This is a genomic window from Arcicella sp. (genome assembly GCF_964672035.1).
In genome coordinates this window covers 20,482-46,080 of sequence record NZ_CBABQS010000032.1, presented here as the reverse complement: position 1 = coordinate 46,080, position 25,599 = coordinate 20,482, and the positions used below count along the sequence as shown (strand labels likewise).

The 25,599-nt window shown below is 37.2% G+C and carries 16 protein-coding genes; 8 read left to right on the top strand and 8 right to left on the bottom strand.

What is annotated here, in order from left to right; translation table 11 throughout:
* The 6 genes from AC1W31_RS10790 to AC1W31_RS10765 form a co-directional block, all read right to left on the bottom strand.
* Positions 1–638, bottom strand: a 638-nt coding sequence (locus tag AC1W31_RS10790; protein ID WP_481734452.1) for a sugar phosphate isomerase/epimerase family protein, incomplete at its 3' end; no start/stop codon positions are given.
* 71 nt (positions 639–709) lie between these two features.
* Complete coding sequence (locus AC1W31_RS10785; protein WP_481734451.1) at positions 710–1,561, bottom strand: sugar phosphate isomerase/epimerase family protein; 852 nt, start codon at positions 1,559–1,561, stop codon at positions 710–712.
* A gap of 1 nt (position 1,562) precedes the next feature.
* A complete protein-coding gene (locus AC1W31_RS10780) occupies positions 1,563–2,333 on the bottom strand; it encodes a 3-keto-disaccharide hydrolase (RefSeq protein ID WP_481734450.1) in 771 nt (256 codons plus the stop codon).
* Between the two features lie 167 nt (positions 2,334–2,500).
* The gene (locus tag AC1W31_RS10775) at positions 2,501–5,206 is read right to left on the bottom strand and encodes a c-type cytochrome (protein WP_481734449.1); all 2,706 of its coding nucleotides are present in this window, start codon (positions 5,204–5,206) and stop codon (positions 2,501–2,503) included.
* A 160-nt stretch (positions 5,207–5,366) separates the two neighbouring features.
* Complete coding sequence (locus tag AC1W31_RS10770; RefSeq protein ID WP_481734448.1) at positions 5,367–6,875, bottom strand: RagB/SusD family nutrient uptake outer membrane protein; 1,509 nt, start codon at positions 6,873–6,875, stop codon at positions 5,367–5,369.
* Positions 6,876–6,894: 19 nt separating this feature from the next.
* Positions 6,895–9,993 (bottom strand): SusC/RagA family TonB-linked outer membrane protein, encoded by a 3,099-nt coding sequence (locus tag AC1W31_RS10765; RefSeq protein WP_481734447.1) that lies wholly within the window; start codon positions 9,991–9,993, stop codon positions 6,895–6,897.
* 432 nt (positions 9,994–10,425) lie between these two features.
* On the opposite strand from AC1W31_RS10765, the gene AC1W31_RS10760 reads away from it, so the two are divergent.
* From AC1W31_RS10760 to AC1W31_RS10735, 6 genes are all read left to right on the top strand, one after another.
* Positions 10,426–10,566 (top strand): hypothetical protein, encoded by a 141-nt coding sequence (locus AC1W31_RS10760; protein WP_481734446.1) that lies wholly within the window; start codon positions 10,426–10,428, stop codon positions 10,564–10,566.
* Between the two features lie 15 nt (positions 10,567–10,581).
* Positions 10,582–13,737 carry a SusC/RagA family TonB-linked outer membrane protein gene (locus AC1W31_RS10755; protein ID WP_481734445.1) on the top strand — a complete coding sequence of 1,052 codons (3,156 nt, stop codon included), beginning with the start codon at positions 10,582–10,584 and terminating at the stop codon, positions 13,735–13,737.
* 18 nt (positions 13,738–13,755) lie between these two features.
* Positions 13,756–15,240 (top strand): SusD/RagB family nutrient-binding outer membrane lipoprotein, encoded by a 1,485-nt coding sequence (locus AC1W31_RS10750; RefSeq protein WP_481734444.1) that lies wholly within the window; start codon positions 13,756–13,758, stop codon positions 15,238–15,240.
* Positions 15,241–15,318: 78 nt separating this feature from the next.
* Positions 15,319–17,742, top strand: coding sequence for a bifunctional YncE family protein/alkaline phosphatase family protein (locus tag AC1W31_RS10745; protein WP_481734443.1), 2,424 nt, complete (start codon positions 15,319–15,321; stop codon positions 17,740–17,742).
* 144 nt (positions 17,743–17,886) lie between these two features.
* A complete protein-coding gene (locus AC1W31_RS10740) occupies positions 17,887–18,630 on the top strand; it encodes a dioxygenase family protein (RefSeq protein WP_481734442.1) in 744 nt (247 codons plus the stop codon).
* Between the two features lie 66 nt (positions 18,631–18,696).
* Positions 18,697–19,356: a pirin family protein gene (locus AC1W31_RS10735; RefSeq protein ID WP_481734441.1), complete on the top strand. Its 660-nt coding sequence runs from the start codon at positions 18,697–18,699 to the stop codon at positions 19,354–19,356.
* A gap of 81 nt (positions 19,357–19,437) precedes the next feature.
* On the opposite strand, the gene AC1W31_RS10730 is transcribed toward AC1W31_RS10735, so the two are convergent.
* The gene (locus AC1W31_RS10730) at positions 19,438–20,577 is read right to left on the bottom strand and encodes a MalY/PatB family protein (protein ID WP_481734440.1); all 1,140 of its coding nucleotides are present in this window, start codon (positions 20,575–20,577) and stop codon (positions 19,438–19,440) included.
* A 3-nt stretch (positions 20,578–20,580) separates the two neighbouring features.
* Positions 20,581–21,861 carry an MFS transporter gene (locus tag AC1W31_RS10725; RefSeq protein ID WP_481734439.1) on the bottom strand — a complete coding sequence of 427 codons (1,281 nt, stop codon included), beginning with the start codon at positions 21,859–21,861 and terminating at the stop codon, positions 20,581–20,583.
* A gap of 196 nt (positions 21,862–22,057) precedes the next feature.
* On the opposite strand from AC1W31_RS10725, the gene AC1W31_RS10720 reads away from it, so the two are divergent.
* Entirely contained in the window at positions 22,058–24,397 is a 2,340-nt protein-coding gene (locus tag AC1W31_RS10720; protein WP_481734438.1) for a ChbG/HpnK family deacetylase, read from the top strand.
* A gap of 223 nt (positions 24,398–24,620) precedes the next feature.
* Positions 24,621–25,589: a VOC family protein gene (locus AC1W31_RS10715; RefSeq protein WP_481734437.1), complete on the top strand. Its 969-nt coding sequence runs from the start codon at positions 24,621–24,623 to the stop codon at positions 25,587–25,589.
* Positions 25,590–25,599: the final 10 nt, after the last annotated feature.

Here is a 25,599-nt window from a genome sequence, read left to right as displayed (position 1 = left end):
TCGCCATTCCAATCTTTATAATGGACATGATTTATTAGCGAAGCATACTCTTTCATTTTTTCGAGCGGATTCATGCCACCATTTATGATATGGCCAACATCGGGTGTCCAGCCCGTTACGGTACTATCTAAGGATTCTAAAACAGACTTGTAATCTGATTCAGTTCTAATAATTGAGCTATGTGGAGAATTGGGGTGAAAACTACATGGAATTCCTTTTTCGGATGCTCTTTTGGAAACGGCATTAACGATATTCACCAAATTCCGTTGGCGATTTTCTAAATCATGGCGACCCGTTGGAATTTGAACGGTGTTTAAGACTGCCCCAGGAAAACGTTGCAATAAGGCAATTGCATTATCAGCAATTATTTTTTCTTTTTCTGATTCTTCCGTACCATTCCACTCCAATGCCAAAGCAAGTGCCGCTAATTCTAAGTTTTGTTCTTTTAACTTAGCTTCCAAACGGTCGGCATCAACCAAATCGCCCATCCAAGTGAAAATTGGTTGAATTCCTGTGAAACCTGCTTTGGATATAATTTCTATCATGTGAGCCAATCGTCCTTGGTGGGTTTGTCCATTACCACTCATAAACCACGTATAAACTTCTGAACCGAATCGAAAAGGCAATTTGTCTTCCATTTTAATCTTTTTTTAATTTTTTACCTTAGATTTTTAAATTATTTTTTGTGAATGCATAAACATAAAGTTCTTTACAATCCATGTTTTTGACCCATATCTTTGATAAATTTCAGTCCATTTTCGGCAATGTGCCAAGGGTCATTGTATTCTCGCCAAACGTTTATGGCGTTCGCAAAATCAGGGTCATTTCTTGAAAAAGCTTCAATAGTAAGCCAACCACTATAATTAACTTTTGCCAAAGCTGAAAAAGCATCATCAAAAGGAACGTGACCATCTCCAGGCGTACCTCTATCGTTCTCGCTGATATGTACATGGCTCAAAAATGGCGAAATAGTTTGAATGGCGTGGAGGTATTTTTTCTCCTCAATGTTGGCGTGATGCGTATCAAACATGGCTTTTACGTTTGGATGATTTGACATATTGACCAATTTTGCTAATTGTTCCATGGTATTGCACAAATAACATTCAAATCGATTGAGGGCTTCTAATGCCAGTGTTACTTGCGCTTGGTGCGCATATTCTCCCGCTTGATGCAGAACTTCCGCTCCCCATTTGTACTCGTCTTCCAAAGCAGGATGCGCTAAAAAATGAGCGTGAGCAGAATGAAATGGCCCGCAAAGTATTCGAGCATCTAAATCAAAAGCACGGTCGATTGACCATTTTAGGCGGTCAAGGCCTTTTGCTCTGATAGTTGCTGAATCACTAATTGGATTCGCTTCTGGACTTACCACGGTTACAGCGGTAACTTCCAAACCTACTTCTTTTGAGTGTTTTCCTAAATTTTTATATTGAGATTCTTCGGGAGAACCAACAAAATATTCGACGCCGTCGTAGCCAATTAATTTTAATCTTTCAATGATGGGAAATATATCCTCGGAAACCCCCGCCGACCATGCTAAAACATTAAATCCAATTTTATTCATCTTATAATTTTTTCAAACGTAAATTTCTATATTGAACTTTCATGGGTGGACCTACGTGAACTTGTACGCCAATAATGCCTTTTGATTTGCCGTTAATTACGTCATTATCTGTTACATCGCTCATCAAAATATCATTGATATAATGCTGTAAACGATTGCCTTTGATAATTAGATGAAACGAATTCCAATCTTGATTTTTTATTTGCGTTTTTAAGGAATCTGAACTACCCAATGAACCCGTAACTTTCAAATCCGACCAAGCATTATTTTTAACTTTTGCTCTCACCTCTTCTGGTGTCCAATTTCCTGATTGTGGATTTATGGTCGTAATTTGTCCACGGTAAGCCAATGTTGTTCTGCCACGTTCTTCATAATTTTGTCCAGTATAACGATTTGCACCGTCAATATCGGCTTGATAACCTTTTAAAGCATAAGGAACATCGGGTAATTTTTCACTTCGGTAATTTATTCCCGAATTTCCTTTTTCGGTAATATGGAATTCTCCTTTCAGTTCAAAATTGGCAGGTTCTCCGCCTTTCCACATAATAAATGAATTGGTTTTTAGTAGGGTTTGTGGTGTAATTTCTCCCACTAAACTCCCATCTTCAACTCGCCAATATGTTGGGTCACCTTCCCAACCATTCAGCGTTTTTCCGTCAAAAATATTGACAAAACCTTTTTCTTGACTTGAATTAATAACTTTACAACTAATGAATATGATAGAAATGAGCAATCCAATTTGCCAAAATGATAATTTATCTTTTAATTTCATGGAGGTAAGTATGTTATTATTTGTATAAGTAAGTATTCGGAATAATTTATTTGATACTACTGTAGGAACCAGTACTATCAAATTAAGGAATTTATGTGCTTAACGCTGGCAGGGTTCAAAATCCTGCCAGCGTTGAAGCCATATAACCCCGCATTTTAAAGAAAACGTTACTTGCCGTCCTTTTTAACTTCTGATTTGGTCGCCGAGAACATGGGATTTTTGTCATTCCCACCAGACATCAAATACGCCATTAAGTCTTTCATTTCATCGGCATTTAGGCTGTTAATTAATCCTCCAAACATAATGGAAACAGATGAAAATTTAGCGGAAACAACATTCTTTTTCAAGACTTTTTCCAAGACTTCTGGAGAATACGGATTCTGAGAAACGTAATAATAATTTTTGTCTTCATTAATCAAGCGTCCAACAATTGAACTGCCATTTTTAAGACTGTACTGCGTGGCAGCGTATTGATCAGAAACCGTTTTGTCGGGGTGGATAATTGCCTCTAACATATCTTTTGAGGAAAAACGAGTTCCTAATTGCGTTAAATCTGGCCCAATTGCTCCGCCCTCTCCCCGCATTGTGTGGCACATTTTGCAAGTTGCAGCGGAATACATTGCTTTACCTTGGGCAAAATCTCGATTTACTAATCCATTTTCAACCAGTTGCAAAGCAGTTTCCATTTTCCAATATCCACCTGGGCCTTTTGGTGCGGTGGCAGAAATTAAATCATTGCCATTTTTGCTTAATCTTTCTGCTCCAGATAATTTATCAAGATACGCCCTCTTGCTTTCAGGGACATTTTTTAAAGCCAATTTTCTTGCTCTATCTAAAAAGCCTACATAACTTCTTCCTCCTTTATAGCCGAATGCATCGTAATACCACTTGAAATATTTATCCTGAAGAGCGGGTGTCCAGCCAACTTTTGCTAAACTGAGCATGGTCGCATAATACGTATGTTGAGCAGGCGGAATATTCGCCAACATAGCGGCAATATCGGCTCCGTATTGAGGGTTTCTCAAAATCAAATCGCTTGAGGCCGTTGCTGTTTCAACATTCAATTCATTACTTCCCGCCTCGGTTTTGATATCCATCAATTTCATGGTTTTTGCCACGGCTTCAGGAGCATCTAAATAAATCAAAACCTTGCTCAATGAACGGTTCAAATGAGCGGTATTTGCTGGATAAAGTGGGTTCAAATACGCAATAATTTTAGGTTTTAAGGTAGCATCGGGTTGTCCCATTCTTAGAAATGCTAACTCAAATGCCCTCAATAAATCCAATTGTTGAGGTTGCGTTAAGGCTTTAAAGTTGATAGTTAAAAGCGCATTCAAAATTTCATTTTTCTTGTCTACTTTATTCTGGCGAATTAAGGAAACCAAGGCCTGAGTTTGTGCCATCGGGTCTTTTTCATTCAAAGCCAAGTTTTCCCATTCGCTTACAGGTTGATGTTCGATGGCCAAACGAGCAGCGTATCGAATAAATCTATCGGGATTTTTCAAATAAGGAAAAGCAATTTTAACGGCTTCTTTATTTGGTTCGCCTGTATGATATTGTTCCAAGCTTCTTCTGATGGTATTGGCAGAATTTATCGGTTTTGCCGCAACAGGGTCAGTATTTTCATTTCCAATATAAGAAACTCGGTATAAATCAGATTCTAATTTACGACCACCCGTTAAGAAATACAATGCTCCATCTGGACCAATAACGCCATCGGTTAATGGTAAAGGAAGTCCCGATAAAAATTCTTCTCTTTCGCCCGAATAAGTTGAACCCGAAGGTTTTAGATTTATTGCGTGAATAATGCCAAAACTCCAATCGAAAGCCAACAGCGTACTTTTATATTTTGCGGGAAATTTGGCATCTTTTAAATGGATTAAATTCGTTGGCGAACCTTGCCCAATGTTAAGAACGGCAGGTAAATTATCAGGAAATGTTGGCGACCATTTACTATTGCCCGTTCTCCAGCCAAATTCACTGGCACTTGTAGCGTGACAAATACGAGTTGGACGGTACCAAGGCAGACCAAAATCCCATTCCATATCCGCATCGTACACAAATAAATCGCCTACTTCATTAAAAGCCATATCAAAGGCATTTCGATAGCCAGCGCTAAATAATTCCCATTTTTTTCCTTCAGGGTCGAGGTTTGCAATCCATCCTCCTGGAGCATTACGGTCATTGGCGTGTCCACGAGGGTCTTTTATGAGTGGAAATAAATTGTCTTCCTGCCAATTTGAGGGTAAACGGTAAGCATCCAAAGGTGGAATGTCGGTATGATTTCCACAAATAACAAACAAAGATTTTTTGTCGGGAGAAAGCACGATGCTATGCGGGCCGTGTTCTCCTTCACCAACTAATTCTTTTAACAAGGTAAGTTTATCAAATTGGTCGTCATTATCCGTGTCTTGAAGTCGGTACAAGCCACTTTTACGAGTAAATTGTTTGTTATTTTTGCCGTTATTAATCATTACATACAAACTATTGAAGGCATACAATAAGCCATGAGCATAACCCATTCCCGTTGTATCAATATTGGGTGCTTTCCCAATTGTTAGCTTTTCGATAGTCGTTTTACTTTCAGTACCAATGGCGGGAATTTTTAAGCGATATAAAGAACCGTATTGGTCTGAAACAATCATCCTTCCTTTGTCATCGAAAGTCATTGAAACCCAAGAGCCATAATTATTTTCCGAAGGACTATAAAGATGTTCTGCTTTGAACCCATCAGTCAGTTTTAGCTTTTCAACTTTTGGATTTTCTACGCCTGAAATAGAAGGTTTTGTAGTTCTTACGGGTATAAATGAAGCAATTACAAAAATTGCAATTAGCCCAAAGAAGAGTTTAATATAAACACTTTTTGTAAACATGAGTTGTTGATTTTATAAACTATTTATTTTTTGATTTCTAATAAAATAATTATGAAATAATTAGGATAAATATAGTTAATCATACTACCTTTTTAGTACCGACCTGTAAGGTTTTGTCAAACCTTACAGGTCGAAATATTGATTTTGGTCAATAATAAAACTAAAAATAAGGTGTTAAGGCTGCTTCATCGGCAGGAAGACCGTATAATAGGCTAATATTTGAGAAAGCGTTGCTCCGAAGTGTTGCGCCTTCTGGATAATAGTAATCCACAGGGTTTGCTTTAATTCGATTTCCGTAGGCTGTTATTACTTCAATGGCTCTGCCTGTTCTAATTAAGTCAAACCAACGTTTATTTTCAAAGGCTAATTCAACTCTTCTTTCTTGATAAATAGCACTCCGCATTTCAGTTTGCGAAATGGCTTTTGAAGCACCAAGACTCGCTCTTGTTCGGATTTGATTTAAATAAGTTGCGGCTTCAGAAACTTTATTTTGCTCCATTAAGGCTTCGGATAAAAATAATAGAACTTCTGAATAGCGGTAAATTGGCCAATTATTTCCCGTATTTCCGTGTAAAGTATGCGTCTTGGCGAATTTTTTGATGTACGGAAAAACCTTATTTGCCCTTAAACTTCCACTTAATGTTACATAACCAATTGAGGCACCTTTTCTTAAATCACCCGTTTCGTAAGCCGCAATAATATCGGGAGTTGGCGCATTATTGCCTTCACCTGTCAGCGGTTGTGGGTTAGAGGTCCCCGTGATGGGCTTTAATTCTTCGGGAGTCATTGGGCGAGGGAGAAAATTGTAAATTATACTGCCATTCAATCCCGCTGAACCTTCCAAAAACTGAACTTCAAAAATTGATTCTTGATTGTTTTTATTATCTGTATTGGTGGAAAAGGCATTTTCATACCCAACCATCAAACTGTATTCGCCACTCGTAACGATCTCTTTGGCTACTTTTTCAGCCTCTGCCCATTTCTTTTGAATAATATATACGTTTGCCAATAAGGTCTTTGCCGAACCAGAAGTAACTCGACCCGCTTCTTGTTTTGATTTTGGTAATAAAAAAGTGGAGGCTTGCGTAGCATCTTTAATAATCTGTGCGTACACTTCCTCAACTGAAGATAAGGGCAAAGCTGCTTCTTGTCTGATGGTTACGGGCGTTAAATGCAAGGGTACTTTTCCGAAATATTGTACTAATTCAAGGTAAGCATACGCTCTCAAAAATAGGGCTTGACCTTTCAGATTATTTTTTGAATCAGCATTAAATTCAACATTGTCAATCTGAGATAATATTTGATTGGCACGGGCTATAATCTGATAATCCAAACGGTAATTATTTAACACGTGGGTGTTTGAAGTAACACCATTGGCAGTTGGAACGGCAAAATCGGCAATATCTTCTTGCTGCTCAGTGGCTCCAAAGAGGATATTTCGGTAATAATAAGTATTGTCGGAGTGCATTTCTCCTAAAAGATACGCTCTGTCGTTGACAATACTTCGCAATGGCACATACGTCGCATTGACAGCTTGTTGAAAATCAGCTTCTTTATTAAAGAAAGTGGCTGAACTCAAGGCCGTTTCTGGAACGACCGTCAGAAAATCCTCTTTACAACTCGTTTGGGAAAACCCCAATATGATGGATATAATTAATACCTTTTTCATGTTTTCAAAAGTTTAATGTTTAGAAATTTAGATTTATACCGAGTGTATAGGTACGAGGCACGGGATAGTTTGACAAATCCAGACCTTGACTTAAGTTTCCACCATCACCATTGCCAGCACCATTGGCACTTGTTTCGGGATTTGGTCCGCCCCAATATTGCGTAAAAATGTACGCATTTTGGATGGAAGTATAAATCCTTGCCGATTTGAACACTTTATTCAAAGCGCCAATTGAGTACCCAAGTGTGATGTTTTTGATAGTGAAAAATGAAGCATCCGCAATAAATCTGCTGTTCATCCAATCCCTTTCAATACCCGTTACGTTACCGCCACCGACGGTTGTACCGTAAAATCCTTTCCCTGGATTTTCAACTGAACGGAAACGATATTGGGCTTCTTTTACCATGTTAAACACCCCATCTAAATTTGCCGTACTGTATAAGTGTCTGACTAATAATTGATTACCGTAAGAACCTGAACCGATCACACTAAAATCAAAGTTTCCGTATTGCAGTGTATTTGTAATCCCGTAAGTGAATTTTGGGAAAGGACTTCCAATGATTACACGGTCATCATTGTCACCGCCATTAGTAATAATTCCATCTCCGTTTTGGTCGGTTAATTTGATACTTCCTACCGTAGAACGACCTGGAACTTGGGGAGAATTCTTCAAATCTTCAGCATTTTTATAAACTCCTTGAGCTACATGTCCATAGAATTGCCCAAATGGCTGACCTACTTTGGTAATATGAAAGGCACCATAAACTCGGTCAATACCATCGGCTAAGGCTACCACTTCGTTTCTATTAAATGAAATATTGAAATTGGTTGTCCATTTTAATTTTCCAACAGTGTTTTTAGTGACAAGCGAAAATTCATGTCCCCAAAATTTAATCTCACCGATATTATCATTAAAATTTCCAAAACCAGATTCTTGTGCTACTTGAACACTGTATAATAGATTCGTTGTGTTTTTCTTATAAAAATCATAGATAAATTGCACTCGGTTATTGAATAAACCAAGGTCAAGTCCGATATCAAACTGGCGAGTAGTTTCCCAACCCAAATTTTTGTTTGCCAAAGATGTAACCACTGCCCCAGACGAAACTGTATTGCCAAAAACGGCGTTAACCGTATTGTTAATTAGAGCGTAGGAAGTATAATTACCAATATTATTATTCCCAATAACGCCGAAACTTGCTCTAAGTTTCGCAAAAGAAATTTCGGAATATTTTTGAATAAATGGCTCGTCCGAAATCACCCAACCCACTGATGCAGAGGGAAATGTACCCCATCGATTATCTGAACCAAAGCGAGATGAACCATCGGTTCTCACAGCGGCAGTAAATAAGTATTTGCCTTTATAATTGTACGTTAATCTGGAAAGGAAGGAGGTTAAACTCCATTCTTGAACGCCATTAAAAGTACCCGCCCGATTGACATTAATTGCTCCCTGCACCGTTGGAAGTCTGTCGTCTGCATAAGTGTCGGCTTGGGTACGTGTGCTTTCTTGTCTAAATTTTTGGTTTGTGAAACCCACTAATAATTCAAAATTGTGATTATTATTGAAACTCTTCGAATACGTAGCCAAATTTTCATTCAACCAAGTGGTATTTTCCGTGTTTTCACGAATTGAAACGGCCGTGGTTGGAATCGGAACATTGATTGCACTCGTCGCAGTGGAAGGATTAAAAAAGAAGAATTTTGTACGCAAAACCTCCACGTTAAAAGTCGATTTCAAGACTAAACCGCTAAATGGTTTATATTGAAGATACGCATTTGAAATTAGGTTTGTGGTCGTGGTCTCATTCACTAATTCATTTGCTGCACGCACCCAATTGGCGTAAGCGAAAATATTTCCTGTACTGGCTGGGAATTTATTGAAAAGAGTCAATTCACCATTGGCATCACGAATTGGCATAACTGGCCAAGTGTGCAGCGCATTAAATAAAATACCCGTTCCTCGGTCACCGTCCGTTCTTGGCGTATTATCGAAAACGTATTGAGGCGCTAAATTAAAGCCCAGTTTTATTTTGTCCGAAACATCAAATTCAGAATTTATCCGAAGTGAATACCTTTTATAAGCATTATTTATCACCACGCCTTGCTGATTAAAAACCCCCGCAACCACGGCAGTTCGGGCTTTTTCTCGGTTGGAAGTGATGCTTAAATTATAACTTTGTAACGGTGCGACTCGCAAAAGAGCATCATACCAATCATTATTTTTACCTTCATATTGGGCTGGATTTTGAAATTCTGCGGGAACTGGTTGCTTGGCATCCTCATAAGATTCTTTTTTAAACTGTGCAAATTCAACCGCATTCATCATTTCAATCCTGCCTTTCATGGGAACTTGTTGTAAGCCTGTGAAAGTATTAAAACTCACACTCGTGCCAGCTTTTCCTTTTTTAGTCGTTATCAAAACCACTCCATTGGCTGCCCTTGAGCCGTATAAAGAGGTGGAAGCGGCATCTTTCAAAATGGAAATTTCTTCAATTTCATCGGGGTTCAACGCACTAATATTCCCAGTAATCGGAAAACCATCAATCACGTAGAGTGGGTCACTTCCTGCCGAAACCGAGACTTGCCCTCGAATACGAACCGACATTCCTTGACCAGGTTTTCCCGTAGTTTGGTTTATTTGAACTCCTGCCAATTGCCCCTGTAGTTTTTGGGTAATTTGCGAAACTGGAATGTCTTTCAACTCTCGATAATTTACCGTTTGAACGGCTCCGGTAACTTCCTTTTTCAACTGTGTGCCGTACCCGACTACCACAATTTCATCCAAATTCTGTTGATCTTCGTTCAACAGTACACTCAAAATATTTTGTCCTTCGGTAATCGCTACTTCTTTCGATACGTAGCCGATAAAACTGAATGATAAAACGGCTTTATTGCTTACTTCAATCTTAAAACTACCTTCAGCATCCGTAGTAGTACCTCTTGTTGTGCCTCTTACCGCAACACTTACACCACTTAATGGAACGCCATCTTGACCAGAAACTTTACCTTTGATTTGTTGCTGAGAAAAAGCAACTGATGAGAGAAACAGAATCGTTGCAAAAAAACAGGTGGACGCAATAATTCTGACTTTGTGAAAAGTAATTGTGTTTTTCATTTGTAAAGGTTGTTTAGAATTTGAATAATTTTAATAGCACTTAATAAGTATATTATTTCTTAAAATTATTCAAATTTTATAAATTATTAATTAACGACTGTCCTGTACCTTCATGCGTTAAAAAAAGAAGTATTTACATAAAACAGATGCTTCTTCAGAAATCAAGAAATAGAAAATTTAGTTAAAATCGGGAATTCTTCTACTGTTAAAATATTCATTTTTAGATATTTATAAATAGGAGAAACCACGGTGCTAAAATATAATTTTGACAAGACAAAGTTTTTTTAATTATCCATTTGTAAGGCTCAATTCTATTAAACGTACATAATTAGAATTTATACCTCACAATTAAGAGAAATAATTTCCTTCGGTTTGCTGCATTTTACTTAGCATTCATACATTAAATATGTATTAATTCTTAAAGTTTTTAGTATGAAAAAGTCATACAAATTTCATCATTCAATAACCTTCACTTTTTATGTCAAGGATACATTTGTGGATAAAATATTTAATGAAAAACATTCGCCATTTATTTTTGTGGATGCCATCAGTTTTGTTAAAATATTTACTTAAAATCCCCAAAAAATTATGCAGAAAAATTTACTAAAAGTCTTACAGACTTTTCTGATTGTGTCAACTACATTAATACAGTCAATGGCACAGAACAGCACGATAACAGGTAGTGTTTCGTCGGCCTCTGGCGAGGTTGTTCCGGGGGTTTCTATCCAAATAAAAGGAACCAATTTAGGAACAGTTACTGACACTAAAGGCTTTTATAAAATTAGCGTGAATGGAGAAAAAACCGTGCTTATTGTTTCTTCAACTGGCTTTGCTTCCCAATTAGTAGTCGTGGGGAATCGTAGTAAGATTGACGTAGTTTTGGAAGAAGATACCAAAACACTTGATGAGGTAATTATTACGGCTTTAGGTATAAAACGTGAAGAAAAATCCTTGGGATTTGCCGCTCAAACTATCAATGCCCACGCCGTTGTTGACGCTAAATCTAATAACTGGGTAAATACGCTTTCGGGTAAAGTAGCTGGTTTAAATATTCAAGGGGTTGGTGGTGGACCAATGGGTTCATCCAGAATTACATTACGAGGTGAATCTTCGTTGAATTTAGAAAATAACCAAGCTCTTATTGTGGTTGATGGCGTCCCGATTAGTAGTAAAATTACGGGTACTGGTTATACTTCACACCTTTCGGCAGATAGTCCCGTTGATTATGGCTCAACAGTTTCAGATCTGAATCCTGACGATATCGAAAACGTTACTGTGTTGAAAGGAGCCGGTGCAACTGCACTTTATGGTAGTCGTGCGGCTGGTGGTGCTTTAGTTATCACCACGAAAACGGGTGCAAGAAAAGATAGAGGAATTGGGGTTACTTTCAACAGTAACGTCAGTTTTGAACAAGTAAATCGTTATCCAGATTATCAATTTGAATACGGAGAGGGCAGAACAAGTGCCTATTATTCTTATTTAAACAGTGCTGATGGTATCAATACAAGCACATCGGCTGGTGCGGGACGTGCGTGGGGACCAAAATTTAATGGTCAAAATTATTTTCAATATAATCCAAATTCCCCCGACGGGAAAGCCACTGAACGTACGCCTTGGGTTCCCTACAATAATTATATTTCTGGTTTTTTCCAAACGGGAAGAACAATCTCAAATAGTATTTCACTCGAGGGAGGTACTGATAAAGGTTCTGCAAGGTTTTCATTTACGCACATGAAAAATGAGTGGATTATTCCAAATACTGGTTTTGAGCGTATCAATGCTGCTTTATCGGTTAACCAACAATTATCAAGTAAATTAAAAATTATTGGGAAGGCAAATTATACCAATAAGCAGAGTGATAATTTGCCCGCAGCAGGTTACAATAATCAATCTCTCATGTATTTTTTGATGATTGGAACCGCACCAAATATAAATCCAGCATGGTTTAATCCTTATTGGCAATCTGATTTAGAAGGTGTTCAACAGCGTAATCCTTTCAATCCTGGCCCTGATAATCCATATTTGGGCATGAACGAGATGTTGAATAAAATGAATAAACACGGATTTATCGGTAATATTTCAGCCAATTATCAGATTTCTGATAAATTTGATCTTATGATTAGAAGTGGTTTGGATATGTCTTTTGAATATCGTTCGCAACAACGTCCATTCAGTATGACCAAATATCCAAGAGGAATGTTCAGAGAGCAAAATGTTTTTAGTTACGAATCTAACACAGACTTTTTATTGAATTACAAGGATAAAATTAAAGATAAAATTACGGTAAGAGCTTCGGTTGGTGGTAATGCAATGAATCAAACGTATGATTTTGCAGGTTTATACGCTGACCAATTAGCCCAGCCAGGAATCTATCAAATTTCTAATAGTTTAGACCAAGCCGTTGCTGACCCACTCAAAACTCGTAAGGCAATTAATAGTATTTACGCTACCACACAGTTTGCTTTTGACGAAATGATTTTCTTAGATTTTACGGGTAGAAATGATTGGTCAAGTACGCTTCCTTTTGTTAATAATTCATTTTTCTATCCTTCGGTTAGTTCAAGTTTTTTACTGAATGAATTATTAAAAGTACCCGATGTTATTTCATTTGCTAAAGTTCGTGCTTCTTGGGCTCAAGTTGGAAATGATACTCGACCTTACCAAACAGTGCGTTATTATGACCGAATTTATAGCAATAATTTCACAAATCCATCCACCCTATTCAATGCAAATCTTAAACCTGAAATTACATCAAGTTATGAGTTTGGTTTGGACTTGCGTATGTTCAAAAACCGTATCGGTTTAGACGTTGCGTTTTATAATAATGATAGTCGTAATCAAATTTTGGCCATACCGCTCGATCCTACTTCAGGATTCTCAAATGCGCTCATAAATGCAGGTTTAATCAATAGCAGAGGTGTAGAAGTAAAATTAGTGGGTAAAATCGTCAATAATTCTAATTTCAAATGGAATTCTACGGCAATTTGGTCGCAAAATCGTAGTTATGTACGTGAATTAGCGGAAGGAATTACTAACCAAACCATTTATAGTCATAGTGGAAATGTAACCATTGAAGCCCGTGTCGGTGGGTTAATGGGTGATATGTACGGTCGTGGTTTCCAACGTTCTCCTGATGGACAAATTATTTATTCATCGACTGGGTTGCCTGCCCAACTCGACCCTACCGTTAAAAAATGGGGAAATGCTTTTGCTGATTGGAAGGGAAGTTGGTCGAATGAATTTGCTTATCGAGGGCTTAAATTAAGTGTTTTATTAGACGGTCAAATGGGTGGAAGTATGTATTCACAAACCAATCACAAGAACAATACCCTTGGAAAAACCCAAGTAACACTCCCGGGAAGAGAAGGTGGAATTATTGGTGATGGTGTTGTTTTGCAACCCGATGGAGCGTATAAACCCAATACAGTTAAAGTTGCGGCGAGTGCTTACTATGATAATTACTATCAAATTAGTAACGCAGAAGTAAATATTTTTGATGCTTCATTTCTGAAAATTCGAGAGGTTCGTTTCGAGTTCAGTTTGCCACAAAGTTTGTTAAGTAAAATCGGCGTTCGTCAAACAAGCGTAGCTGTGTTTGGACGTGATTTATTCAATTTTACTAAATTCCCTGGTTTCGACCCAGAAGGCGGTAATCTTAATAATGGTACCTTGACTCCTGGTGTGGAACTCGCACAGTTTCCGTCTACAAGAAGCATGGGAGTAAACCTGACATTCAAATTTTAATTTAAAAGTATTTCAAAAATGAAAAATAAATTCAAATATATAATTGCAATTTTAGTAGTGGGGTCATTTATTACATCATGTAGTAAGAATTTTGAAGAAATCAACGTTGACCCAAATCGCCCCGAAAAGGTGAATCCTGGGGTGATTTTAGGGCAAATGCAGTACCGAATAATTAATAATTCAGTAACCGCAGCCCGTGGTTTTACCCACGAATTAATGCAAGTTGATGCTCCACGTGCCAGTACGAGTGGATTAGGATTGCATCGTTATTCTGTTAGTCCTGGTGTGGGTGTTTGGAGTAGTTTCTACCAAAACCTTACCGATGCCGAAGATATTTATGCAATTGCTGATCGTCTGAAAGAAAATAATTACAAAGCAATCGCCTTACTTTATAAATGTTGGGCTTATTCTATTTTAACAGATTTATATGGAGATGTACCATATTCACAAGCAATTAAAGCAACGGAAGGGAATTTTAAACCATCTTTTGATAAACAAAAAGATATTTATACCCAAATTCTAAAAGATTTAGAAACAGCGAATGGTTTATTTGATGACACTAAAATATTAGCATATGGAGGTGACTTAGTTTACAATACGAGTGTGTTGACAGGAGATAAAAATATGGGTATTCAACGTTGGAAAAAATTTGCCAATTCACTCCGATTAAGATTATTGTTGAGGTTATCCAAAAGAGAGGGAGAACTAAAAATTAAAGACCAAATAACCGCCATTTTAGCTGACGCCGTAAAATATCCTACTTTTACTGCTAATGCAGACGAAGCTATATTTCGTTACCCTGGCACATTTCCGTATTTTAATCCCTACTATAATGCTCGTACTTTGGATTGGAGAGAAGGAACGTATTTTACTGAATTTTTCTTAAATCCCATGAATGCCAGTGCCGATCCACGTCGTGCCATTTGGGCGATTCCAGTTATGGTAGGCGGTATTTCAACCTTCCGAGGTATTCAAAGTGGTTATCCAACCACGTTGGAATATGTAGTTGGTCAAAATTCAAGTTATACCGATGCACTTAAAACGCTCCCGCAGTTAGGGGTTATGATGACCTTAGCTGAAGTAGAATTTATTAAAGCTGAGCTTTCTCTTAAAGGATATATCACGGGTAAAACGCCAAAGGCCCATTATGAAGCTGGAATTGCTGCTTCAATGATACAATGGGGAGCCGTATTGCCTACTGCTTTTTTGAGTCAAAAAACTATTGCTTATGACGCAACGGGTACTTCTGAAAAGCAATTAGAACAAATTATGCTACAAAAATACTACGCTTATTTTTTTGTAGATTATCAAGCATGGTTTGAAAAACGTAGAACTGGATATCCAGTTCTACCTCGTGGTGCGGGTATTCCAGCCGAAAATAAATTTCCCAGCCGTGTGCCGTACCCAACTTATTTGCAATCGCTTAATCCAGAAGGATTATCGGGTGCCACGGTTTCTATTGGTGGTGACAATAGCGACACGAAAGTATGGTGGGAAAAGTAAATTATCTTTATATGTTTATTACAAACGCTGGTAGGTTCTAAGTAGCTTACCAGCGTTATACTTTTAAAAATAACTCAAATGAAACAAATTTTTAAGCTCATGTTGTTGCTATGTTCTGTGGCAACCTATGGACAATCTTTAAATGCTCAACTTGAAAGTCGCCGAGTAATGTTGCCCAATGGCTGGTCGTTGACTCCTGCGGGGCGGTCGATTGAAGTGGGTGATTTACCGTTGAATATGTCGGTTTCTTCGTCTCAAAAATTGATGGCAGTAACGAACAATGGGCAAGGTAAGCAAACGATTCAGCTAATTGATATAAAAACTGAGAAAATGCTGGATAACGTAGAAATCCCAAAATCATTTTATGGATTAAAGTTTAGCCGTGATGAAAAAAGCCTATATGCCTCGGGGGGTAATGATAATTGGATTCTGAAATATGCCATTGTCGAAAATAAACTTATCCTAAGTGATAGTTTAATTTTAGGTAAAAAATGGCCCAACAAAATTTCTCCCGTGGGAATTGAGATAGACGATGACCGTCAATTGATATACGTGGTTACCAAAGAAAACAACTCGTTTTATATAATAGATTTGAAAACTAAAGCCATCGTACACGAGCAAAATTTAGGTCATGAAGGATATACGTGCGTTCTTTCTCCCGATAAAAAAATATTGTATATCTCACTCTGGGGCGGTCGTAAGATTGCTTTATTTGATACTGAAACCCGCAAAATTACAAGTACAATTGCCGTTTCATACAATCCCAATGAATTAATTCTGAGCAAAAATGGAAAGCATTTATTTGTGGCAAATGCGGGAGATAACAGCGTTTCAGTGATTGATACAAAATTACAAAAAGTAATCGAGGTATTGGACGCAGGTTTGTATCCAAACTCATTGGTTGGGTCGGCTACCAACGGGGTTGCCTTATCTAAAGATGAAAAAACTCTTTATATTGCTAACGCAGATAATAATTGTTTAGCAGTTTTTGATGTAAGTACCAAAGGAAAGAGTTATTCAAAAGGGTTTATGCCAGTGGGGTGGTATCCTACGAATGTGAGAGTGGTAGGTAAGAAAATTTTTGTCGCAAACGGAAAAGGATTTACTTCATTTGCGAATCCCAAAGGGCCACAACCTTCACAAAAAGCCATCCGTTCGGAATCTCATCTGGGGGAAGATACTCGTGGACAATACATTGGTAATTTGATGAAAGGAACGCTCAGCATTATTGATTCACCAAGTGAAAGTGAACTAACCATTTATTCTAAAAAAGTGTACGAAAATACGCCCTATAAAAAAGACAAAGAACTTATCGCTGAAGGCGAAATAAACAATCCTATTCCTATGAAAGTAGGAGATTCGTCCCAAATTAAGCACGTTTTTTATATTTTGAAGGAAAACCGTACTTATGACCAAGTTTTTGGGGATATAAAAGAAGGAAACGGTGATTCAACGCTCTGCTTATTTGGGGAAAAATACACACCAAATCAGCATAAATTAGCTAAAGAGTATGTGTTACTCGATAATTTTTATGTCGATGCTGAAGTTAGTGCTGATGGTCATAACTGGTCTTTAGGCGCTCATGCTAATGATTATTTAGAAAAAACTTGGCCTACAGCTTACGGTAGAAGAGGTGGTGTAACCGAAGCAATGGGACGACGTGAAATTGCCAATAATAAAAGTGGTTTTATCTGGGATATTTGTAAAACCAAGGGAGTTAGTTTTCGTACGTATGGTGTTTTTGCCGACGACAAAAAGGGGAACATCCCTGTCTTAGATAAAGCACACGTTTGTTCATATTTTACAGGATATTATAACCAAAAAATAAAGGATACAACTCGAGTAACCCAATGGAAGAGAGATTTTGACTCTTTGGTTGTTGCTAAAGCCGTTCCTGCTTTCAACTCAATTAGGCTTGGTGCTGATCATACGCAAGGAATGGCAGTAGGAAAACCAACTCCTTTTGCTTGCGTGGCAGATAATGATTTAGCGGTAGGAATGTTTATTGAACATTTAAGTAAAAGCCCAATCTGGAATCAATCGGCCGTATTTATCTTGGAAGATGACGCACAAAATGGCCCGGACCACGTGGATGCACACCGTTCAACTGCTTTGGTAATAAGTCCTTACACAAAACGTAAATCTATTGATCATACGATGTATTCAACCTCAGGAATGTTGCGAACCATAGAACTGATTTTGGGTCTACCTCCGATGACCCAATACGATGCTGCCGCCACGCCGATGTATCGCTGTTTTACTTCAAAACCTGATTTTATGCCTTTTAAATCGATTGCTGTTTCGGTGGATTTGAGTGAGGTAAATACTGCGTACACTCCCTCGGCTAAACGTTCAGAAGGGTTAGATTTTACAGAAGTGGATAGTAACGATGATAACCTTTTCAATGAAATTCTCTGGAAAGGTATTAAAGGGGAACTCTCACAATTGCCCGCTCCGAGGCGCAGTGCATTCGTAAAGGTGGTAAAAAGCGACTTAGATTAATATAGAATGCTTTTAAAACAAAAAGATTGATGATTATTTTTAACAGTCTTTAACAATTGTTGAAGTAAATAAAAGCAATATAGAACCGCCAGATAACGTATTTATGAGTATAATTAACTCACATTTCAAAAATTAGTGGTGATAATGGAAAGAAAAAAATTTTTAAAATTCGGTTTGTCAAGTCTGGGATTGATGACAATTGCCCCATTGCTAATTACTTGCAAAAGTTCATCAGTTGATGCTGTGACGACAACCACTGGTTCATCGACCACCCCTGGTTCAACTAATGGGAGTTCAGCCAGTGATTGCACAGTGAATCCGTCGGAAACGGAAGGGCCATTCCCAACGCATACACCTGCCAGTTATGTGATAAAAGATATTACTTCGGGCAGAGCAGGTGTAGGTATGTTAACAAACATTACGATTAAAAATAAAAATAATAGCTGTGCTAATTTAGCAGGAGCGGTTGTGGATATCTGGCATTGTGATGCCGATGGTAATTATTCTGAATATGGAGGTTCAGGAATGCAAGCTACGAATTATACATCCGTACATTTTTTAAGAGGTCGTCAAACAACGGATGCAAACGGTTTAGTTAGCTTTTCCTCAATTTTTCCAGGTTGGTACAGCGGACGTGCCGTTCACATTCACGTCCACGTATATAATACGAGTGGCAAATCACTTTTGGTAACGCAAATTGCCTTTCCTGCAACTGTCTGTGATACCGTTTTTACCACAGCAGCCTCATTTTATAAAAAAGGAAAAGCCGACACAACCAACGAAAAAGATAATGTTTTTAGCGATGGATATTCAACGCAGTTAGCATCATTATCGGGTGATATTACCAATGGTTTTACCTTGACTCATACTATTGTGGTCAGTGCTTAGGAATAATTATAAAATGAAAATGTAGCTCAAATACGACTTTTGAGCTACATTTTTTATCACAATAAAATGCGACAAACCGAAGGAATAATTTATCTTTCCGAACGCAGAGAATGTTTTCAAACCGATACTTTTAGGAGTTATTTTACGCTCCCAAATCCCACCTCGACTTCTCCTTTTACGTCCTTAATTAAGTTTTTGGATAACACTTTATCGGCTCAAAAAACGTCGATATTTTTAGCCGATGATGATTACGTTATAATACTTTTGCCCTTAGTAGGAGCGGTGGAAGTATTTTATCAAAATGAAAGTAATATCCTCAATCCGGGAGAATTAGCTTGTTTTTCGATAAAAAATCAGGATGAAATTCTTATCCAAAATCCTTACGAAGCGGAGCTGATAAATTATCTTGAAATTTGGATAAAGCCAGAAAAGCAAATGCCTCATGGGAAGTATTTTTATGAATTTGACTTGGAGAAAAATGTCAATTCTTTGTTTCAAATTGCGGAAAATTATTTGACAGAAAAAGTTTTTATGGGCAAATTTGGTGGGAGGAAAGAAGGCGTTTTTCCGATTGAGAATAGCGCATTTGTATTTATCATCAATGGTGCTTTTGAAGTTCAAAATAGACTTTTGGAAGCTCGCACAGGACTTTCTCTCTGGAATTTGGATGAACTTGAAGTCGAAGGTTTGGCGTATGAAAATATTATTTTGGTGATTAATAATTAGGCATATTCCACTGAAATTAAGTATTATGTCAAAAATGGAAGTCGTTCTTCAAAAGGATGACTTCCATTTTTGCTGTAAAATTTATGATAATGCTATTTTAATTCTCTTCACTGCTTCCTCTAAAACTGATTTTGGGCAGGCAAAATTTAGGCGTAAAAAGCCATCACCCATAAAAGTTTTTCCGGTCATTAATCTTACTCCTGACTTTAAAATTACTTCTTGAATATTCTCAATGCCTGTTTCACGGGCATCAATCCAACCTAAATAAGTAGCTTCCAGCGGTAATAATTTCAAACCTTTGTATCCATTTAATTCCTGATACATATAATCGTGGTTGGCTTTCAAATAATCAATTAATTGCAAACGCCAGTCTTCACAATCACGATAAGCTGCCATGGCCGCCACCATTGAATGTCGGGGAAGTGGAGGGAAAAAACCATCTTTTGCGGCATTAAATTTTTGTCTCAATTCAGGGTTCGGAATGATGGCTACTGAACAGCCCAAACCCGCAATGTTGAAGGTTTTTGAAGGTGCTAATAGCGTAATGGTCATATCCTCAGTTACTTGACTCAAACTGGCTATGGGAATGTGTTTTTTATTTTCATCCAAAATTAAGTCACAATGGATTTCGTCTGAACAAATAATGATGTTATGTTTTTGACAAATTTCTGCCAATTTTACTAATTCTTCCTTCGTAAAAACCGTTCCCGCAGGGTTGTAAGGATTGCACAACATGAACAATTTTGTATCCTCCGTAATCGCTTTTTCGAGCGCATCAAAATCGAATGTCCAACGATTTTCTACTTCAATTAAAGGAAACGTTTGTAGTTTTTTACCTACGTACCCAGGCGCAAGATGAAAAGGGTGATACACTGGAATGGAAGTAATAACGGCTTCGCCAATTTCGCCAATCGCTCGACAAGTTGCGGTAATAGCAGGAACAAGTCCAGGAATCCAAACTTGCCATTCTTTTTCAGTTTTCCAACCATAAAGCCGTTCAAGTCGAGCTTGCAAAATGTCTTTTAGTTCTTCAGGAACGATTGAATAGCCAAAAACACCATGTTCGGTAACTTCTCTAAGTACTTCTAAAATTGGTTCTGGACTTCTGAAATCCATGTCCGCCACGGGCATGGGAATGGTTCCTTCGGGGTCTTGGAAGAAATCCCATTTGAAAGAATCGGTATTTTTTCTGTCGATGACTTCGTTGAAATTGTATTTCATAAATTATTGTATTTCAGTGGATTTAAGTTTATCTACGTATGATTTGAATTTTATGGAAATGATAAATACAAAGCCCATTAAAGCGGCATTAATAAAAAATGATATTTGATAGGAGCCTTCTAAATTAAATAATTTTGCGGTTAAAAAAGGCCCTAAAAACGCTCCTCCGCCTTCAAACATACTAATGGTTCCGTTGATTTTGCCCGCTTCTTTCAATCCAAAACTTTTGATAATAATGAGATTATATAGCGAATAAATTCCACCCCAACTAATGGCTAAAAAGGTAATTGACGGCAATATTATTGATTTATCCATCGAAGAAAAACCTAAAATGCCCAATATCATCAATAGACAGCAAGTTGAAAAAACGATGTATGGATTAATATAATCGGCAAATAATGAAATTAACAGCTTGCTCAAACCAGCAATTAAAAAATATAAAGTTAAATAATAACTGGCATTTTTAGCATCAAAACCCAAACCAACTACGTGCAGAAAAACATTAGCAATGGTGCCTACAAGGCTATAAAATGTGCAAAATCCACAGATACATATTAACCAAAATAGGTGTTTTTTTGTAGCTTCTTTATACGACATTCCTATTTTCAACAAATCTGAACTAATATTTTTTTCGAGATTTTTTCCAAATCCTAAGGCAAAAATGCCAATTTCAGCGGGTGAATTTTTTACAAAGAAATAAATATAAAAAAAGGCTAACAATGGAAATATTGATAGTATTTGAAATGCTTGTCGCCAACCGTAAGCATCTAATAAATGGGTGTTTAAAGGGGAGAAAATGGCACTTCCAAGACTTGTGCCTACTAAAACTATCCCAATGGCCAATCCTCTTTTGTCATTAAACCATGATGAAACCAAGATGATACACGAAACTGAACCTGCCGTAACCATAGCAATTCCCAAGAAAAAATGAACAAGATAGGCTTCAAATTTATTATGAATAAAACTATAACTCGCCAGCGTTATTGCTAAGGTTAATGTGCCCAAAAGAAGCATTTTTTTTACTCGAATCTTGTCAATAATTATCCCCGAAATTAAGATGAAAAGAAGTGTGACACCATTAGTAATTGATTCTCTGACTTTTAATTCCTCACGACTCCAATGAAATTCATCCAAAAATGCTTTGTCGAAAACTGATAAAGAGGTGGTAGTCAGACCATTAACTACAATTAAGGTAAGAAGCCCCGAAAAGCAAATAATCCAAGGGTAATATTGAACTTTCCAATCAGGGGTGATGGGTGGGGTCTGAATATTGTGATGAAACATTCTTAATAATGGGTAAAGTTAGCATGGGACTCATAGTTTAAACTACGATAATTATTATTGGGTTCATAATGCAAACTATTTTCTCTATTGCCATAGAACTAAGCATTCAGTAAAACAAAATTATTTTTACCTTTGAAACTTGAAGTGGTAACATCAACCATTTTCAATCTCAATGTTACTCAATTCCACAAAAACCATGAAAAAAATCCTCATTTTACTGTTTTTGAGCATTAATCTATTTGCTCAAAAAAATATTTCACTTCAAAGAAGTACCCCCGAAGCTGAAGGGGTTTCATCCGAAGGTATTAGTAGTTTTATTGATGCCGTTTCAAAAAGTAAGCATGAATTACACAGTTTCATGATTCTGAGACACGGAAAAGTGGTTTCGGAAGGCTGGTGGAATCCCTATAGAAGTGATTTAAAACATACTTTATATTCGTGTAGTAAAAGTTTTACGGCTTCTGCTATCGGGTTAGCCGTGAGTGAAGGAAAATTGACGGTTAATGATAAAGTTATTTCGTTTTTTCCAGAAGATTTACCCACCACAATCAGCCCAAATTTAGCTGAATTGAAGATTAAAGACCTTTTGAGTATGAGTGTAGGGCACGAAAAAGAGCCTTCTGCTATCATTGCTTTGAGTGATAATTGGGTTAAAGATTTTTTGAATACACCCATTAAATATCAACCTGGTACCAAGTTTCTGTACAATTCTCCCGCTACTTATATGTTGTCTGCGATTGTGCAGAAAGTGACTGGACAAAAAGTAATTGATTATCTAAAACCAAGACTATTTGACCCACTCGGAATTACTGGAATGGATTGGGAAGTTGACCCAAAAGGAATTAATACTGGTGGTTGGGGATTGCGTTTGAAAACCGAAGATATGGCTAAATTTGGTCAGTTATTTCTGCAAAAAGGAATGTGGAAGGGAAAGCAAATTTTGCCAGTTTCTTGGATTGAGGAGGCTACAACCATGAAAATTATGCAAGACCCAAATGCCACGCAAGCCCGCAAAGATTCGAGTGATTGGTTGCAAGGATATTGCTATCAAATGTGGCGATGTAGAAATAATGCTTTTCGGGGTGATGGCGCAAACGGACAGTATATTATCGTTTTGCCAGAGAAAGATGCCGTAATTGCTATTACTGCCGAAGCACCCGATATGCAGGGAGAAATTAACCTGATTTGGAAGTATTTATTACCCGCTTTTCAAGATAAGAAATTGGCTTTAAATCCTAAATTATTGGCAAGTTTAATAGAAAAAACGGCTTCATTAGCTTTACCAATAGGCACTAAGAATGCTCATTCTACTATCGAAAATGTAATTTCTGGTAAAAATTACGGAATGCTTGCGGGAGAGAAAAGCCTTGAAGGTGTTAGTGTAGAATTCAAGAATGATATGTGTTATTTGTCCTTAAAAACGGACTCCGTAACCCATAAAATTCCATTCGGATTTGGGAAGTGGGAATTATCAGAAACCACAAAATTTGGGCCCTATTTAGTGGCACGAGCAAGAGCAAATCGGGTTGGATTACCCATTTTTAAAGTAGCAGGAAGCTATGAATGGAAGGACGATAAAACGCTTGAAATGACGTTGAGATACATCGAAAGTCCTCATACTGAAACGATTACTTGTACTTTTGAAAATGATAAAGTAAGTGTTGATTTTCTGAATATTTTCAATAAGAATCAGCAAAGAAATATTTCAAAAGGAGTTATTGGCAAAGATGTGGCCAATGCGCCAAAATTGATTATCAGAGGGGACGATATGGGATATTCTCATTCGGGAAATGAGGCGTTGATAAAATGCTATAATGAAGGTATTGAGACTTCGATTGAGGTAATTGTGCCGTCGCCGTGGTTTCCTGAAGCCGTAAAATTGTTGGTTCAAAACCCCAAAATTGACGTGGGTTTGCACTTTGCCATTACCAGCGAATGGGATAATGTAAAATGGCGACCTTTAACAGATTGTAAAAGCCTGAGAAATGCCGATGGTTATTTTTACCCAATGCTTTATCACAACAATAATTATCCAAAACAGGCCATCACAGACAATGATTGGAAGGTGGAAGATTATGAAAAAGAGTTGAAAGCACAAATTGAAATGGCGTTGAAATACATTCCACGATTGAGCCATATTTCTGGACACATGGGTAGCACGGGTTTTACGCCCGAAATTAAGGCCTTATGTAAACGAGTTGCCAATGAATACAATTTAATAATGGTGGATTCAGATTCTCAAAAAGATAATAACATTGCCTACACAGGTTTTGATTTTAAAGACAAAACAACGGAAGAAAGAATTGAAGGATTTATTGGTATGCTTGATAAATTAGAAAGTGGTAAAACGTATGTTTTTGTAGAACACCCTGGTGTAGATAATGCCGAATTGAGGGCTATTTCCCACATTGGATACGAAGATGTAGCCCAAGGAAGACAAGACGTTACCACTATTTTTACCAGCGAAAAAGTGAAAGAAGCCATCTTAAAAAAAGGCGTAAAATTAGTGAGCTATAAAGAGGCTTTGAGCAAATGATGTTTGACAGAGTAAGTATGGTTTTATAAAAATTATGTAAAGAAAATTAGTATTGCAGATACTGACTGTCAATAATTGGCGGTCAGCATTTGTATTATTATTGATTTAATAATGAAAAATTCAATTATTTCAACAAAAAAACCTTATTTATCGTAATTTAGATTAATTTAGAAATGAAATAAGACTCCTCAATTAATATTCCCGACAACCAAATAGAACTTTTATGAAATTAAACTATGTTATTTTTTGCTTATTTTTTCTATATTTTGAAGCAACTGCCCAAAAGCCTATTCTTTTAGATGACATACATTATTACGTGAGTGACTCGTCGGTTCGTAAGGTTGCGGTAAATTATTTCAAGACCTTTTTTCAAGGTCGTGCTATGGCCGAACAAGCAATTAATCCCTTGCCATTTAATGATTATATCTCTCTACGTCCCGAGGAGGCTACTTTGACTATTTCAACATCGGGTCCATTTGCGGGTATAAATGAAGATATTTCTAAAAACTTGTTACGTGAAAAATTGAAACCTTCTGCTTCAAATCCGCCGATGTATGGCGTCTATTGGGTTGCATTTAATACAAATAATATTCGCAAAACGGTAAAGAAACTTTTAAAAACCGGTTATCATTTTGCGATGGAAGACTTTACTTTACCAACCGAACCCGAAGTAAATGCAGTGGCAATGTACGGTTTTGATTATAACATTATTGTTTTAGTGGAGCGGCCAAAAATGAAGAAGATGAAAACGGAATTCGGGATCGACCATTTGCAGCTTTTAGTCAAAAACTTAGAAGAAAATGTAAAATTTTATCAAACCGTTTTATCGGCGGAAATTATAGATAAAAAGGATCGCTCAACAGTGTTAAAAATAGGAAATTATAAATTTGTTTTGTCCGAGCCAGAAGTATTAGGGCTTGTTCGTGAGCAAGTTGTGGTACGTAACCCCAAAAAATTTGTGGCTAATGTAGACCATTTAGGTTTTTTATACGATGAAATTGAACCCGCTTTTTACGGCGCAAAAGCCAATAATTATCAAATTATTATGGAGCCGAAACCCGTGATTTTTTACGGTAAGCCTACCCCATATACTGTTTGCATTTTGATGAGTCCAGACAATTTTCAAATTGAACTACAACAAGAGGAGGGAAGAATGACTGGAAGAAAAATTTATAAGGATGATCAGAAATAAATTCTAAAAT